Raw genomic sequence first — 13,614 nt, 5'->3', positions numbered from 1 at the left:
TATGCCCTGTCGTCAGCACGGGTTGACCGGAGGCAGGCCGGCGATGAAGCGGCGCACTTCCTCGGCCGCCTGCTCGGCCGCGTAGGTCACGGTGCGTACCGACGCGCCGGCGATATGCGGCGTCAGCGTCACGTTCGGCAGTTGCAACAGCGGCCAGTCGGCAGGCACTGGCTCGACGGCGAACGTCTCCAGCATAGCACTGCCGATGTGTCCCGAGACGAGCGCCTCGTAGAGCGCATCGTAGTCGACCAGCGGTCCGCGCGCGGTATTGACGAAGATTACGCCGGGTTTCATCCGGGCGATGGCGTCCTTGCCGATCAGGCCGCGCGTCTCCTCGGTGACCCGGGAATGCAGCGTGACCACATCGGAGCGCGACAAGAGATCGTCCAGCGCAACCAGCTCGACGCCGGCATTGCGGTCCTCAGCGCTCAATTGCACATAGGGATCGCAGATCAGGATGCGGCAGCCGAAGGCGCGCAGCAGCCGAACCAGCCTGGTGCCGATATTGCCGTAGCCGATGACGCCGACGGTCATTTCGTTGAGCTCGCGGCCGGTGCGGTCGGCGCGGTAGAGATCGCCGCGCCACTCGCCCTTGCGCAAGGCTTCGTGGCCGACGCGGATCAGCCGCGTTTCGGCGAGAATGGCGCCGATGGTGAACTCGGCTACGGCGCTGGCATTGCGGCCGGGCACATTGACCACGGTGATGCCGTGGGCCTTGGCGGCGGCCATGTCGATGTTGATCGGTCCGCCGCGCGAGACCGCAACCAGCTTGAGCGTGGGCAGGCGCTGCATCATGCTTTCGGAGAGCGGCGCAAGCTGGGTGACGAAGATTTCGGCGTCGCCGATGAAATCCACCACCTCGTCGGGATCGCCGAAATACTCCTTGACCTTGTCCAGACCAAGCGCGGCATTGCCGAATTGCATGGGCTCATCGGGCCAAGCGGTCTCAATGCTGCGGATGTCGAGGTTGTCGCCGCAGGCCGCCTCGATTTTCTCGCGAAACACTTCCGGAAGCATGAAGCGGTCGCCGATGATCGCAATTTTCTTGGGCATGCTCTTCTCAATTCACGTCAGTTTGTCTGGACGCGGCCATCGAACGCCAGACCGGCCGCAGCGCCTCATGCGCCAATGTGTAGGACGGAGCCATCGCCTCATAGGCAGCGGCAAGTTTCCGATCGCTGGGCTCGGCCGCACGGAGCAAAGGCGTGACCCATTCACTGACGCAATCGTCCATCGATGCGTACTGGCCGACGCAGACCGCAGCAATCATTGCGGCGCCCGCAGCACCGGCCTCCTCGCGCTCGCTGGTGCGAATGTCGGCGCCGACCGCAGCACCCAGGATCTTGCGCAGAGCCGGGCTCCTGGCCGCTCCGCCGGTCAGGCGGATTTCCTTGGGCAGTGGCCCCATGGCGGCGTAGCAATCGCGTGCCGCGAAAGCCAGCCCCTCGAACACCGCGCGGACCATGTCGGCATAGCCGTGCCTGGACGAAATGCCGATGAAGCCGGCCCTGGCATTGGCATCGACGAACGGCCCGCGCTCGCCGGCCTCCGAGACATAGGGCTGGTAGAGCAGCGAGCCTGGCTCAGACGACGATATCCACTGGTCGACCAGCGCGATCATCTCGCCATTGGTCCTCGTAATACCTTGCGAGGCGAGAATGCCGGAGGCGAGGCCAAGGACCCAGTCGATATTGAGCGTTGCCGCCATGTTCGACTGCATCTGCGCAAAGACGCCGGGTGCCGGCATCGTCATCGTGTAGCCGGTTGCAGCCTCGTTGAGCAGAACCTCGTCCGGCGTTTCGGCAAGCCGCATATGCATTCCGGTGGAGCCGATGATCGAGCATCCCGGCTTGCGTTCGCGATCGAACAGGCCGGCGCCGAGCGCCGTGCAGGCGACATCGACATAGGCCAGAACGACCGGTGTGCCGGCGAGCAGGCCGGTCGCATCGGCTGCTGCCACCGACAGCGAGGTGCTTTGCCTGGTGCCATCGACGATGGGCGGCAACAGATGCCGGAGATCGGTGACGCCGAGTACCTCGAGCACATCATCGCAATAGCCGCGCGTGCGGAAGTCGCCGAAGGTGAAGGTGCCCTCGGACGGGTCGGTGGCGCGGTGGCCGGTCAACTTGAAATAGAGCCAGTCCTTGCAGTGGAACGCCGTCGCTGCATTGGCAAGCATCGCGGGCATGTGGCGCTTCATGAACACGAACTGCGATCCCTGCTGGCAGGCAGCGAGCCCGCTGCCGGTCTTTTCGAAGCGCAGCCGGTCCTCCGGCCGCGCGCGGATCTCCTCGACGACCGCGGCAGCGCGCGCGTCGAGCCACAGCCAGCCCTTGGCAACCGGCTCGCCATCCTTGTCGATCAGCCAGGTACCGTCGCCCTGCCCGGTCACGGCGATGGCAATGGTCCGGCTGGCGAGATCCGGCACCTTGTCGGCAAGCTCGCGCAAGGTCGTCGCGGTATCGGCCCAGGTGCGTGTCAGGTCCTGCTCGGCGCCGCCGCCCGGCAGTGTCTCGTATTTATTGGGCAGCGCGGCGGACGCGATCTGCCTGCCCGCCGTGTCAAAGGCGACGGATTTTATGACAGACGTGCCGGCGTCGATGCCGATCAGCACATCCTGCATCAAGCAAGCTCCGTGCCGTGCGAAATGGCATTGCCGCTCGCCTGATCGAAGACGTGAAGGTTTTTCGGATCTATGCTGATCTTGATCGGCGCGCCAAGCTCCAAGCGGGTTCGGTCATGTTCGACCAGGACCAGCGAACCGCCGGCGAAATCGGCGGCGATATGGGTCTGGTCGCCGAGCCATTGATTGGCCGAAACCGTCGCCGGCACACCATCCTTCGAGCGGCGGACCGCATAGGGCCTGACGCCGATGACGACGCGCTGCCGGTTGAGCAATTCGTCGCGAACCGGGCCGCTGAACGCATCCTTGTCGTAGTCGAGCGAGAGCCCGTCGGGCAGCTTGAGACTGATCTTGCCGGCAGCCGTGCCGACATAGGCCTCGAAGACATTCATCGGCGGCTCGCCAACGAAGGTGCCGGTGAACAGGTTTGCCGGCCGCTGCTTGAGCCTGTCAGGCGTATCGAACTGCTGCAGCACGCCGCCCTCCATGACAGCGATGCGATCGGCCAGCGCATTGGCCTCGGTCTGGTCGTGGGTGACCAGAATCGCGGTCAGGCCACGCTCCTTGATGAAATGCTTGATGCGGCCGCGCAGCACGGCGCGAAGCTGCGGCTCGAGCTGGCCCATCGGCTCGTCCAGCAGATGCAGGTCGGCCTCGCGGATCAGCGCCCGGCCGAGGCTGGCGCGCTGCTGCTGGCCGCCGGAGATCGAGTTCGGATAGCGCTCGAGAATGTCCTCGATCTCGAGCAGCTTGGCGATGTTGGCAACCTTTGCATCGACCGCACTCTTCGTCAGCCTGGCGGCCTTGAGGGCGAAGGCCATGTTCTCGCGCACGGTCAGCGGCGGGTAGAGCGAATAACCCTCGAAGGCCATTGCGACGTTGCGCCTGACCGGTGGCAACGTGTGCACCTTGCGGCCGGCAACCGAGATGCTACCGCGCGAGACCTCTTCGAAGCCTGCGATCATGCGCAATGTCGAGGTCTTGCCGCAGCCGGACGAGCCGAGCAGCGCCACGATCTCGCCCTTGGCGATTTCCATCGTCAAGTTCTTGACGGCGTGTACGCCACGGTCGATCGGACCGTAGAACTTGTCGACGCCCGAAATGGTGATTGCGGTCGGGCTCATGCCGCTTCTCCGCTGCGCAAATTGACGACGTTTTTCGAGCCGATGCGCTCGCCGCTTGTGCGATCGAACAAAAGGGCGCTTTTACTGTCGACGGCAATGTAGACCTTGCCCTCGGATTGGCCGGGTGTCCCGGAAGGACGCGAAACCAGAATTTCACGGCCGCGCACGGTGCGCACCAGCGTGACGATCTTCTCGTTGAGCGGCGTCTCAGCCTCGACCGTCACCGGGATGGCGCCGAGCGTGCGTTCATCGACAAACGCCAGCGCCTCCGGCCGCAAACCGATCACGCAGTCGCGGCCGACCGCCGCCTCATGAGCGCCGGCAAGATGGACCTGGACGTTGGACAGGCCGACATAGATGCCCTTGGCGTCCCGCGCCGGCTTGACGTCCAGAAGGTTGATGGTCGGGTCGCCGAACAGCCGGGCAATCTCGACATTAGCCGGCTCGCGATAGATCTGCTCGGGCGTGCCGAGCTGTTTGACGACGCCCTGCGACATCACCGCGATGCGGTCGCCGAGCGCCATGGCTTCCTTGTAGTCCTGGGTGACGTAGATGACGGTCGCGCCACGATCCGCCAGCAGTCTTGGCAATTCCAGCCGCATTTCGAAGCGCAATTTGGCATCGACGTTGCGCAAGGGATCATCGAGCAGCAGCAGCGGCGGCGAGCCGACCAGGGCGCGGGCAAGTGCGGTGCGTTGCTTCTGGCCGTTGGACAGCGCCCGTGGCTTGTGGCTGAGCACATGGCCGATTTTCAACAGCTTGGCGACGCTCTCGACGCCGGTCTTTATCGTGCCTTGCGATGAGTGCTTCGCCTGCAGCGGCGTCGCAATGTTATCGAACGCCGTCATATGCGGGAACAGCGCGAAGTTCTGAAATGCCATGCCGACGCCGCGGAACTCGGCGTCGAGATCGGTCATGTCCTCGCCGCCGATGAGTATCTTTCCCTCGTCGGGGTCGATGACGCCGGCCACCAGCCGCAGCAGCACGGTCTTGCCGGCGCCGGACGGCCCGAACAGGACCAGCGTTTCGCCGTCGGCGACGGTTAGCGACAGATTGTCGAGAACAGTCTGGCTTTTATAGCGCTTGACGATGTTTCGCAGTTCGAGGCTTGCCATCGGACTATCCTTTCACCGCGCCAAGCGACAGGCCTTCGACGAGATAGCGTTGCGCATAGAGCGCGAGCGCCAGCGTTGGCGTGATCGACAGCACGATCGCCGCCGAGATCTGGCCATACTGGATGCCCGAGGAGGTGATGAAGGCGAGCGCGCCGACCGTCACCGGCTGCTTGTCGGCCGAGGCGAGCACCAGCGCAAAAACGAAATTGTTCCAGGCAAAGATGAAGGCGAGCAGACCGGCAGCGGCAATGCCTGGGCCGGCGAGCGGCAGCGCGATCTTGCGGAAGGTGGCAAACCAGGAATGTCCGGCAATGCGGTAGGCGTATTCGATGTCGGCGGGAATGTCCTCGAAATAGCCGCGCACGATCCACAGGATCAACGGCAGGCAGATCAGCTGATAGACCCAGATCAGCCCGATATAGGTGTTGGCCAGCCCGAGCTTCTGGAAATAGAGGGTGAGCGGCAGGAGCACCAGCAGCGCCGGCGCAAACCGGAACGACAGCAGCGTAAAGGCAATGTCCTCCGAGCCGCGGAATTTGTGCCGCGCAAAGGCGTAGGCCGCCGGAACGCCGAGCAGCAACGCGACGGCAACCGAGGTGACCGACAGGAAGACGGAATTCCAGAGGTTGCGCATGAAGGCGATGTCGAGCGTGCCGGCCGCCGTCATCAGCTTGCCGGTGATCAAGGCAGTGTAGTTGGCGAGCGTCGGCTCGAAGACAAGCTGCGGCGGAATCCGCAGGATTGTCTCATTGGTCTGGAACGACATCATCAGGATCCAGACGATCGGGAACATGAAGAAGATCACGACCAGCGCCAGGGCAATGCCGCGCAGGATGCGTTCGAGAAGCGAGGTGTGTTCCACGCCAGCCTCCTATGCCTGGCCGCGGGCGCGTTCGCGCAGTCGCAGCCAGTTCTTGATGAAAATGTTCGAGAGGAAATAGGTGATCGCCCACAGGATGATCATCAGTGCCGCCGAGCGGCCGACATTGGTCGACTGGAAGAAATTGAGATAGGCCTCGACCTGGAACACGGTCAGCGTGTCGCCCGGACCGCCCTGCGTCATGGCGTAGATGATGTCGAACTGCTGGATGGAATCAAGCAGGCGGAACAGGGTCGCCGTCAGGATGTAGGGGGTCAGCATCGGCAGTGTGATGCGGAAGAAGACGAAGCTGCGTGGCACGCCGTCGAGTGCTGCCGCCTCGAAGGGCTGCGTCGGCAGGCTGCGCAGGCCTGCAAGCAGCAGGATCATGATGAAGGGGGTGTAGACCCAAATGTCGACGAGCACGACGGTGAGCAGCGCCGTCGACGGAGACGAGGCCCAGCGGAAATCCTGCAACCCGATCAGGCTGGCGAGATAGCTGAGCACGCCGAAACCGGGATTGGTCATCAGCTTCCACATCAGCGCGGCGAGCGCCGGCGCCGTCATCAGCGGCATCAGCAGCATGATCGAGATGAAGTTGTTCAGCGTCGAGCGCTTTTGCAGCAGCATGGCGATGCCGAGACCGAGAAGCAGTTCAAGCACAACGGTGATGCCGGCGTAGAGCAGCGAGATCTCCAGCGTGTTCCAGAACTTCGGGTCGGTGAAGAAGGAGATATAGTTGTCGCCCCAGTTGAACTGCCGCGCCCAGGGTTGGCTCAACCGGTAGCGCTGGAACGAATAGACCACCGACGTCAGGAACGGGATCAGGATGCCGATGCAGACCAGCAGAGCCGGCAGGCTGAGGAGATAGGGCAGCACCCGCTTGCTGATCCTGAAGCCCGACGGCCTGTTTCTTTGTATTGTCGCCGCAGTCATCGGCTGCTCCGTCATCCTGTTGCTTCGCCGTCCCGGCCGCCCAAGGGAGCAAGGCGGCCGGTCGGGCGAGCAGGCGGCACCTTTCGGGACCGCGTCGCAAACGTATCACATCTCAAAGGCTGGCCCGCGGACGGGCCAGCCTTGGCCGCGGCTTAGCCGAGCCCGGCTTCCTTGAGCTGGCTGTTGATGCTCTCGGCCAGCTTGTCGAGGCCCTCGTCGACCGGCACTTCCTTGGCCACCATCTTCTGCAGCGTCGCCGCCCATTCGGTGGTGAGATCGAAGAACAGCGGCTGCGGGGTGAACTTGATGCTGGCGCCTGGCGCCGAGACGTCGAACATCTCGACATAACCCGGATAGCTCTTGTTCAGCTTCTCGCGGAACATCTCGTCGTTCCAGACCGACTGACGAACCGGATTGACGAAGTCCATCTTGGTCGCACCGAACAATGCATGCTCGGGTCCGGATGCCCATTGCATGAAGTACCAGGTGGCGTCCTTGTCCTTGGAGAAGTTGGACATCGACAGCGACCAGATCCAGATATTGGGCGTCGGCGCCTTGGCGGCAGGATTGGCCTTGAATGCCGAAAAGGCGAGCTTGCCGGCCATCTTGTTGTCGCCGCCATTCATGAAGTAGCCAAGGATGTCGGCGTCGTAAATCATCGCCGAAGCACCTGCACCGAGATCGGTGCCGACCTGGTACCAGGTGTAGGTCGACCAGTCCTTCGGGCCGCTCTCCTGGATCATCTGGACCCACTGCTTGTGGAAAGCCTTGGATTCGGCGGTGCTCATCGCGGCCGACAGCTTGCCGTCAGCCGAGACGTTCAGGTCCTTCTGGTCGAAATTGGCGTAGGCCGACAGGAAGCCCGGGTGGATCGTTGCCCAGGAGCGCGAGCCGCGCACGCCGATGCCGTAGACGCCGCCACCGACGTCCTTGGTGAGCTTCGCCGCCGTAGCGACCATCTCATCCATATTGCCGGGAACGCTGACGCCGACCTTGTCGAACATGCCCTTGTTGTAGGTGATGTTGTTCTGCTCGAAGCCCCACGGAATGCACCATTGCTTGGCGTCCGCCGAACCGAGGGCGCCGCCCGGCTGGCCGTTCCAGGCGCAGGAGTTCTTGACGCCGGGCAGGAAGTCGTCCCAGGCATATTTCGGGTTGGTCTTGGCCGGATCCTTGATCCATTCGTTGAGGTCGGTGATCCAGCCGGCCGGACCGTAGGTCCAGGTCATGTAGGCGCCGGTCATGAAGGCATCGTATTCGGGCGAGCTGGCCGACAGCGCGGCGGTAACCTTGTCGAAATAGACGTCTTCGGGGAACACGTCATAGACGACTTCCATGCCGGTCAGCTTCTTGAAATTGTCGAGGTTGGCGATCATCGCATCGGCGTAAGGATGCTTGTTGAGCAACAGCTTGATGGTTTTGCCCTTATGCGCCTGCCAGTCGAAATCAGCCGCCAGGGCGCGGGTCTGCCCGAAATTGAGCAGTGTGCCGGCGGTGCTGGCGGCAAGGCCCATTGCACCGAGGCCCTTGATCAGCCCACGGCGGTCGACTTGTCCACGCAGGAATGCGTCGATGAGGTCTTTCTCTTTCTCATGCATTTCTCTTCTCCTCCACAGGGTAGTTTCAACGAAATGGTTGCCGGCTACCCGACCGGCGTCTGTTCCACGAGCGATCGCGCCGTCCGCTCGTCGGTTATCAAGCCTTTGAGATAACGGCCCTCCAGCACTGACTTGATGGCGCGAACCTTCACCTTGCCGCCGGCGACGGCGACAATCCTGCGGTTGCTGATGTCTTCGCGCGCCAGTGCCAGCGCCCGGTCGGAAAGCGTCGTCGCAACGGCCTTTCCGGCATCGTCGAAGAAATGGCCGAGCAGTTCGCCGACACCGCCGTTGCGGCGGATCTCCTCCATCTCGCCCTTCTCGATCATACCGGTGGCGACAAGCGAGGCCTCACGTTCGGCGGTGCCGATGCCGGCGATGAGCAAGTCGGCGGACTTGGCGAGGTCGAAGACATCGCTGACGCCTTTCTGCCCGAGCAACACTGTTCGATCCTCGACCGTGTTGGCGAACATCGGTACGGGCATCACATAGGCCTCCGCACCGGTGCGTTCGGCGACGCGGTGGATGACGTCATGCGGATTGGCCGAGAACTTGCGCGTCAGGCCGCCAAGCAGCGAGACGAAACGGATCCTGCCGGCCGATATGCGCGGCAGATATTCGACGCAGGCGGCAAGCGTGCGGCCGTGGCCGACGCCGATCAGCGCCTCTTCGCCGCGTTCGATCTCGCGCTTGAGAAACTGCGCGCCGGCAATGCCGAGCGCCTTGAGCGGCAGGTCTTCGGCATCGAAGTCCGGAACCACCTCGCAGTAGTCGAGGCCGTACCGGCCGGACAACTCATCCTCAAGCTCCACGCATTCTGAGACTTCGCCGTCGATGTAGACTTTGACCAGGCCTTCCTGATTGGCCTTGGTGATCAGGCGATGCGCCTTGAGACTGGTCAGGCCAAGCCGTTTGGCGACCTCCGACTGGGTCAGGCCGCCGGCATAGTGAAGCCAGGCGGCACGGGCTGCCATGCCGGTCTCATCGTCGCGCAGCAGGCCGTTGCCAAAACCAACCATTTCCGCCCTTTGATATTTTTATCAGTTGCTGCAAAATTTTTCACAAGGCGTCACCCGAGTCAAGCAACCGCTGCGTTTAAATCTCCGGCCAGGAGCTTGCCGGCCGGGGCCGAATAGGGCCGCGCTAACCAATGGGCAAGAAACAACACTGACCGCGCGTCATTTGAAACGTTTGCAATTTCGCTTGAAGTGATTACAAACGTTTCAAACTTCGTTCGGGAGGAACGATGCCGGCCCGCGTTACCACCCTGAAGGAACTTGCTGCGCAGCTCGGCCTGTCGATTACGACCGTTTCGCGCGCCCTTGCCGGCCACGAGCAGATCGCCTTGAAAACGCGCCAACGTGTCACCGAGGCTGCGCATCAGGCCGGCTATGTGCCGAACACCGCAGCCCGCACGCTGGTCTCCGGCCGCAGCGGCTTCGTCGGCATGGTGCTGCCGATCCGCGGTCCCAATCTGGTCGATTCCTTCCTCGGCGAATTCGTCACCGGATTGGGCGAAGGGCTGGTTTCGCACGGCTCCGACCTGATCCTGGCCGCAGCGGCGCAGGGCCAGTCGGAACTTTCCGTGCTTCGCCATGTCGTCGAATCCGGGCGCGCCGACGGCGTCGTCGTCACCCGCATCGCCGAGGTCGACGAGCGGCTTGCCTATCTGCGTCACCGCAATTTCCCGTTCGTCGCGCATGGCCGGCTGCTCGACGGCGACTTTGCCTACCATTGGCTCGATACCGATGGCGCGCACGCATTCGGCGAGGCCTTCGACATGCTCTACGATCTCGGACACCGCCATTTCGGCCTGGTGACGATTTCCGAGCCGATGACATTTCGCCATCTCAGACAGGACGGGCTCGCCGCCGCGATCGCCCGCCGGGGCGATCCGTCCGTCAGGCTCGATGTGGCGACGGCGCCGCGTTTCGATCGCGGTGCCCGCATCCAGGCAATCAACCGGCTTCTGCACGCCACCGAGCGGCCGACGGCGATTGTCGCGCTGTTCGACGAGCTGGCGCTGACTGTGATGGAAGAGGCGGGGCGCGCCGGACTTGCCATTCCTCGCGACCTTTCGGTGATCGGCTTCGACAACATAGCCGCCTCCGCCTATGCGCCGCCGGGGCTGACCACTTTCGACGCCTCGATCCGCCGGTGCGCGCGCGAGATCGGCGAGATGCTGCTGACCGTCATCGGCGACAGGCCGGACGCGCCACTGACGCGGCTGGTCCGGCCGACACTTGTCTCGCGGGCAAGCCATGGCCCGGCACCCACAGGACGGAACTGACGCCTTAGCGGCGCACAACCAGGGAGGAAGACGACGATGAATGCGTTGAGGACATTGGCAGGTGCGGTGCTGGCGTTGTCGCTTGCTGCCGGCGCAGCACAAGCCCAGCAGGTGTTGTTCTGGTCGACACAGGCGCGACCAGTGGAAGAGACACAGAAGATGCGCAGCGAAGTGCTGAAGGGGTTTGACGGCCAGGTCGACTATCAGGTCGCCGAGGACGGGCCCTGGCTCACCCGCCTTCAGGCCGAACTGCAGGCCGGCTCCGGCACCATAGGCGTGCTCGGCGGCCTGCACGGAGACTTCTCCACCGTCGGCGCGAACCTTGTCGATCTCTCTGGCGTCGATCTCGGTGGCGTCAAGGTCAACGAGACCTACAAGAAGCTCGGCATGCTCGGCACCGGCGAGCAGAAGTACCTGCCATGGATGCAGGCCACCTTCCTGATGGCGGCCAACAAACAGGCGCTGCAATATCTGCCGGCCGGCACCGATCTCAACACCATCACTTATGACCAACTGATCGAGTGGGCGAAAAACATCGCTGAAAAGACCGGTTCGCCCAAATTCGGTTTTCCGGCCGGCCCGAAAGGGCTGAAGCACCGTTTCTTCGAGGGTTTTCTCCTTCCATCGTATACCGGCTCGATGGTGACGAAGTTCCGCTCGGCGGAGGCCGAGACGGCGTGGAACAAGTTCAAGGAATTGTGGCAATACACCAACCCGAATTCGACCAACTATGCCTTCATGCAGGAGCCGCTGCTGACCGGCGAAGTCTGGGTGGCATTCGATCACGTGGCGCGCCTCGCCGACGCCTTCAACCAGAAACCCGACGAGTTTGTCGCCTTCCCGGCGCCGGCTGGCCCGGCAGGCCGCGGCTACATGCCGGTGGTGGCCGGCGTCGCTGTCCCGAAGACCTCGCCTGACATGGACAAGGCCAAGGCGCTGGTCGCCTATATGCTGAAACCGGAAACCCAGATCGCGACGCTGAAGGCGACAAACTTCTTCCCCATCGTCGACGTCAAGCTGCCAGACGACATGCCGGCCTCGGTGAAGGCCTTCAGCCCAGTGATCGCCACCATGACCGGAGCTCCCGATGCGTTGCCGGCGCTGCTGCCGATGGGACTTGGCGGCCTCGGCGGCAAGTTCAACCAGGTCTACACCGACAGCTTCGAGCGCATCGTGCTCGGCGGCGAGGATGTGCACGGCGTGCTCGACGAACAGGCGACGGCGCTGAAGGCGATCATCGACCAGGCGAAGGCGCCATGCTGGGCGCCCGACAAGCCCTCACAAGGCGCCTGCCCGGTCGATTAAGAATCCTCCCGGGCGTCCGGATTTCCAGCGCGCCGGGCGCCCACCCCTTTTGAAGCTTCGAATAGAGAGCGCTCCATGCACAGCAAGGCCCTGCCCTATCTGCTGCTGACGCCGGCGACGCTGTTCCTCTGTGTCTTTTTCCTCTACCCGTTCGTGTTGGTCGCCTTCGAGGCGTTCACCCGCGATGGCGGTTTTACGCTCGACAATTTCCGCACCATGGCGGGCAGCTGGAAGTTCCCGGTCACTGTCCGCAATACGCTGCTGCTGAGCGCCATCGTCGTGCCGATCCAACTGGTGATGGCGCTGCTGATGGCAACGGTGGTGTCGCGGCTTGAAACCGGGCGCAGCGCTGCGCTTTACATCTTCGCTATTCCGCTCGGCATCTCCGATCTCGCCGCCGGGCTGATCTGGCTCGCCATCTTCGACCAGTCCGGCTTCCTGAACACCTTGCTCTCCAATCTCGGCGTCATCGACAGGCCGGTTATGTTCCTCGGCTACCAGAGCAAGCTGACGATCTTCATCGCCGTGGCGCTGGCCGAGATCTGGCGCGCGACCGCCATCATGATGGTCATTCTGGTCGCCGGCATGGGGCTGATCCCCCGGGAATACTACGAGGCGGCGGAGGTTTTTGGCGCTAGCCCGTGGAAGCGCTTCATCAAGATCACGCTGCCTCTGCTGCGCCCAAGCCTGCAGACGGCGATCATCCTGCGCGTCATCCTTGCCTTTGAGGTCTTTGCCGTGGTTGCAGCACTCGGCGGCACCAATCTGCCGGTGCTGATGGGCGAGACCTACAATTGGCAGTTCACACTGCAGGACCACAATGTCGCCGCCGCCATGGCGCTGTTCATCCTCGCCATCTCGATCGGCTTCACGCTGTTCTTCCTGCGGGTGCTGCGTGTGCCGAAGGAGACTCGTATATGAGCACTGTCGCGGAGCTCTCGATCGCCGCGCCTGAGGCCCGCAAAGCCGGCAACTGGTTGCTGGTCGCAACGGTCATCCTGCTTTGCGTCTGGGTGCTGCTGCCGATCTATCTGTTGATCGTCAACGCGCTGTCGTCGCCGGAAGAGGTGACCGCCTTTCCCAAGCGCTTCTTCCCGTCATTCGATTTCGGCAGCCTTTCTTTCTTCATCAATTTCGCCGGCGTCGCCAAGGCGCTGTGGAACTCCGTTCTCGTCGCCACGCTGACGATGCTCCTCTCGATCGGCTTCGGCGCACCCGCGGGCTACGCGCTGTCGCGCTTCGAATTCCCGGGCAAGGAAACGTTCCGTTTCCTTGTGCTGATGACCCGCGCCTTCCCGCTGCCGCTGCTGGCGCTGCCGCTGGCGGTGATGTTCATCCGCACCGGCCTCGACGACACCGCGATCGGGCTGGCGCTGGTCCACACCACGCTGGCGCTGCCGTTTGCGGTGCTGATCACCTTCTCGCTGTTCTCCGGCATTCCCGTCGAGCTGGAGGAGGCGGCCTGGACGCTCGGCTGCACGAGATTGCAGGCATTCCGAAAAGTCATTCTGCCGCTGGCGCTGCCGGGCATCGCGGCGTCGGCGGTGTTTGCCTTCACCATCTCCTGGAACGAGGTGTTTGCTGCCGCAGTGCTCACCATAGAGAACCGGACGCTGACCGCCTTCCTATTGCAGAGCCTCGGCGAATCGCCGCTCTACCTCAAATTTGCCGGTGGCGCGGCACTGGTCATTCCGGCGCTGATCTTCATCTTCGCCGTTCGCAAATATCTGTTCGCCATGTGGGGGATCGCCAACCGATGACGCG

The 13,614-nt window shown here is 63.2% G+C and carries 12 protein-coding genes; 4 read left to right on the top strand and 8 right to left on the bottom strand.

The genetic code is table 11. The features are described from left to right. Positions 1 to 12: 12 nt before the first annotated feature. The 8 genes from NKI18_RS11155 to NKI18_RS11120 all read right to left on the bottom strand — a co-directional run bounded on the left by NKI18_RS11155 (position 13) and on the right by NKI18_RS11120 (position 9,274). The gene (locus tag NKI18_RS11155; protein ID WP_352615058.1) at positions 13 to 1,053 is read right to left on the bottom strand and encodes a 2-hydroxyacid dehydrogenase; all 1,041 of its coding nucleotides are present in this window, start codon (positions 1,051 to 1,053) and stop codon (positions 13 to 15) included. A 7-nt stretch (positions 1,054 to 1,060) separates the two neighbouring features. Further along, positions 1,061 to 2,623, bottom strand: coding sequence for an FGGY-family carbohydrate kinase (locus NKI18_RS11150; RefSeq protein WP_353019710.1), 1,563 nt, complete (start codon positions 2,621 to 2,623; stop codon positions 1,061 to 1,063). Continuing rightward, positions 2,623 to 3,747: an ABC transporter ATP-binding protein gene (locus tag NKI18_RS11145; protein ID WP_352615054.1), complete on the bottom strand. Its 1,125-nt coding sequence runs from the start codon at positions 3,745 to 3,747 to the stop codon at positions 2,623 to 2,625. The genes NKI18_RS11150 and NKI18_RS11145 overlap by 1 nt, the downstream gene beginning before the upstream one ends. Continuing rightward, positions 3,744 to 4,862, bottom strand: a complete 1,119-nt coding sequence (locus NKI18_RS11140; protein ID WP_352502996.1) for an ABC transporter ATP-binding protein — start codon at positions 4,860 to 4,862, stop codon at positions 3,744 to 3,746. Before NKI18_RS11140 ends, NKI18_RS11145 begins: the two co-directional genes overlap by 4 nt. Before the next feature lie 4 nt (positions 4,863 to 4,866). Continuing rightward, complete coding sequence (locus tag NKI18_RS11135; protein WP_023676025.1) at positions 4,867 to 5,724, bottom strand: carbohydrate ABC transporter permease; 858 nt, start codon at positions 5,722 to 5,724, stop codon at positions 4,867 to 4,869. Positions 5,725 to 5,733: 9 nt separating this feature from the next. Continuing rightward, the gene (locus NKI18_RS11130; protein ID WP_352452414.1) at positions 5,734 to 6,657 is read right to left on the bottom strand and encodes a carbohydrate ABC transporter permease; all 924 of its coding nucleotides are present in this window, start codon (positions 6,655 to 6,657) and stop codon (positions 5,734 to 5,736) included. Between the two features lie 152 nt (positions 6,658 to 6,809). Further along, on the bottom strand, positions 6,810 to 8,255 hold the full coding sequence (locus NKI18_RS11125; protein WP_352455241.1) for an ABC transporter substrate-binding protein: 1,446 nt from the start codon (positions 8,253 to 8,255) through the stop codon (positions 6,810 to 6,812). Between the two features lie 44 nt (positions 8,256 to 8,299). After that, a complete protein-coding gene (locus tag NKI18_RS11120; RefSeq protein WP_023676028.1) occupies positions 8,300 to 9,274 on the bottom strand; it encodes a sugar-binding transcriptional regulator in 975 nt (324 codons plus the stop codon). Between the two features lie 227 nt (positions 9,275 to 9,501). Here NKI18_RS11120 and NKI18_RS11115 point away from each other — a divergent pair, with 227 nt between their 5' ends. From NKI18_RS11115 to NKI18_RS11100, 4 genes are all read left to right on the top strand, one after another. Continuing rightward, on the top strand, positions 9,502 to 10,545 hold the full coding sequence (locus NKI18_RS11115; RefSeq protein ID WP_352615051.1) for a LacI family DNA-binding transcriptional regulator: 1,044 nt from the start codon (positions 9,502 to 9,504) through the stop codon (positions 10,543 to 10,545). Between the two features lie 36 nt (positions 10,546 to 10,581). Next, positions 10,582 to 11,850, top strand: a complete 1,269-nt coding sequence (locus tag NKI18_RS11110) for an ABC transporter substrate-binding protein (protein WP_352615049.1) — start codon at positions 10,582 to 10,584, stop codon at positions 11,848 to 11,850. A gap of 75 nt (positions 11,851 to 11,925) precedes the next feature. After that, a complete protein-coding gene (locus NKI18_RS11105; protein ID WP_352452410.1) occupies positions 11,926 to 12,771 on the top strand; it encodes a carbohydrate ABC transporter permease in 846 nt (281 codons plus the stop codon). Next, positions 12,768 to 13,610 carry a carbohydrate ABC transporter permease gene (locus NKI18_RS11100; RefSeq protein WP_023676032.1) on the top strand — a complete coding sequence of 281 codons (843 nt, stop codon included), beginning with the start codon at positions 12,768 to 12,770 and terminating at the stop codon, positions 13,608 to 13,610. The genes NKI18_RS11105 and NKI18_RS11100 overlap by 4 nt, the downstream gene beginning before the upstream one ends. Positions 13,611 to 13,614 lie beyond the last annotated feature (4 nt).

Origin of the sequence: Mesorhizobium sp. M0800, assembly GCF_040320095.1 — a bacterium.
In the GTDB taxonomy this organism is placed as follows: Bacteria; Pseudomonadota; Alphaproteobacteria; order Rhizobiales; family Rhizobiaceae; genus Mesorhizobium.
Note: the sequence above shows the minus strand (reverse complement) of the source record. Positions and strands in the feature narration are given on the sequence as shown.

Coding starts and splice junctions, on each gene's coding strand:
- NKI18_RS11155 (WP_352615058.1), bottom strand. CDS start 1,053: ATGCCCAAGAAAATTGCGATCATCGGCGACCGCTTCATGCTTCCGGAA.
- NKI18_RS11150 (WP_353019710.1), bottom strand. CDS start 2,623: ATGCAGGATGTGCTGATCGGCATCGACGCCGGCACGTCTGTCATAAAA.
- NKI18_RS11145 (WP_352615054.1), bottom strand. CDS start 3,747: ATGAGCCCGACCGCAATCACCATTTCGGGCGTCGACAAGTTCTACGGT.
- NKI18_RS11140 (WP_352502996.1), bottom strand. CDS start 4,862: ATGGCAAGCCTCGAACTGCGAAACATCGTCAAGCGCTATAAAAGCCAG.
- NKI18_RS11130 (WP_352452414.1), bottom strand. CDS start 6,657: ATGACTGCGGCGACAATACAAAGAAACAGGCCGTCGGGCTTCAGGATC.
- NKI18_RS11125 (WP_352455241.1), bottom strand. CDS start 8,255: ATGCATGAGAAAGAGAAAGACCTCATCGACGCATTCCTGCGTGGACAA.
- NKI18_RS11120 (WP_023676028.1), bottom strand. CDS start 9,274: ATGGTTGGTTTTGGCAACGGCCTGCTGCGCGACGATGAGACCGGCATG.
- NKI18_RS11115 (WP_352615051.1), top strand. CDS start 9,502: ATGCCGGCCCGCGTTACCACCCTGAAGGAACTTGCTGCGCAGCTCGGC.
- NKI18_RS11110 (WP_352615049.1), top strand. CDS start 10,582: ATGAATGCGTTGAGGACATTGGCAGGTGCGGTGCTGGCGTTGTCGCTT.
- NKI18_RS11105 (WP_352452410.1), top strand. CDS start 11,926: ATGCACAGCAAGGCCCTGCCCTATCTGCTGCTGACGCCGGCGACGCTG.
- NKI18_RS11100 (WP_023676032.1), top strand. CDS start 12,768: ATGAGCACTGTCGCGGAGCTCTCGATCGCCGCGCCTGAGGCCCGCAAA.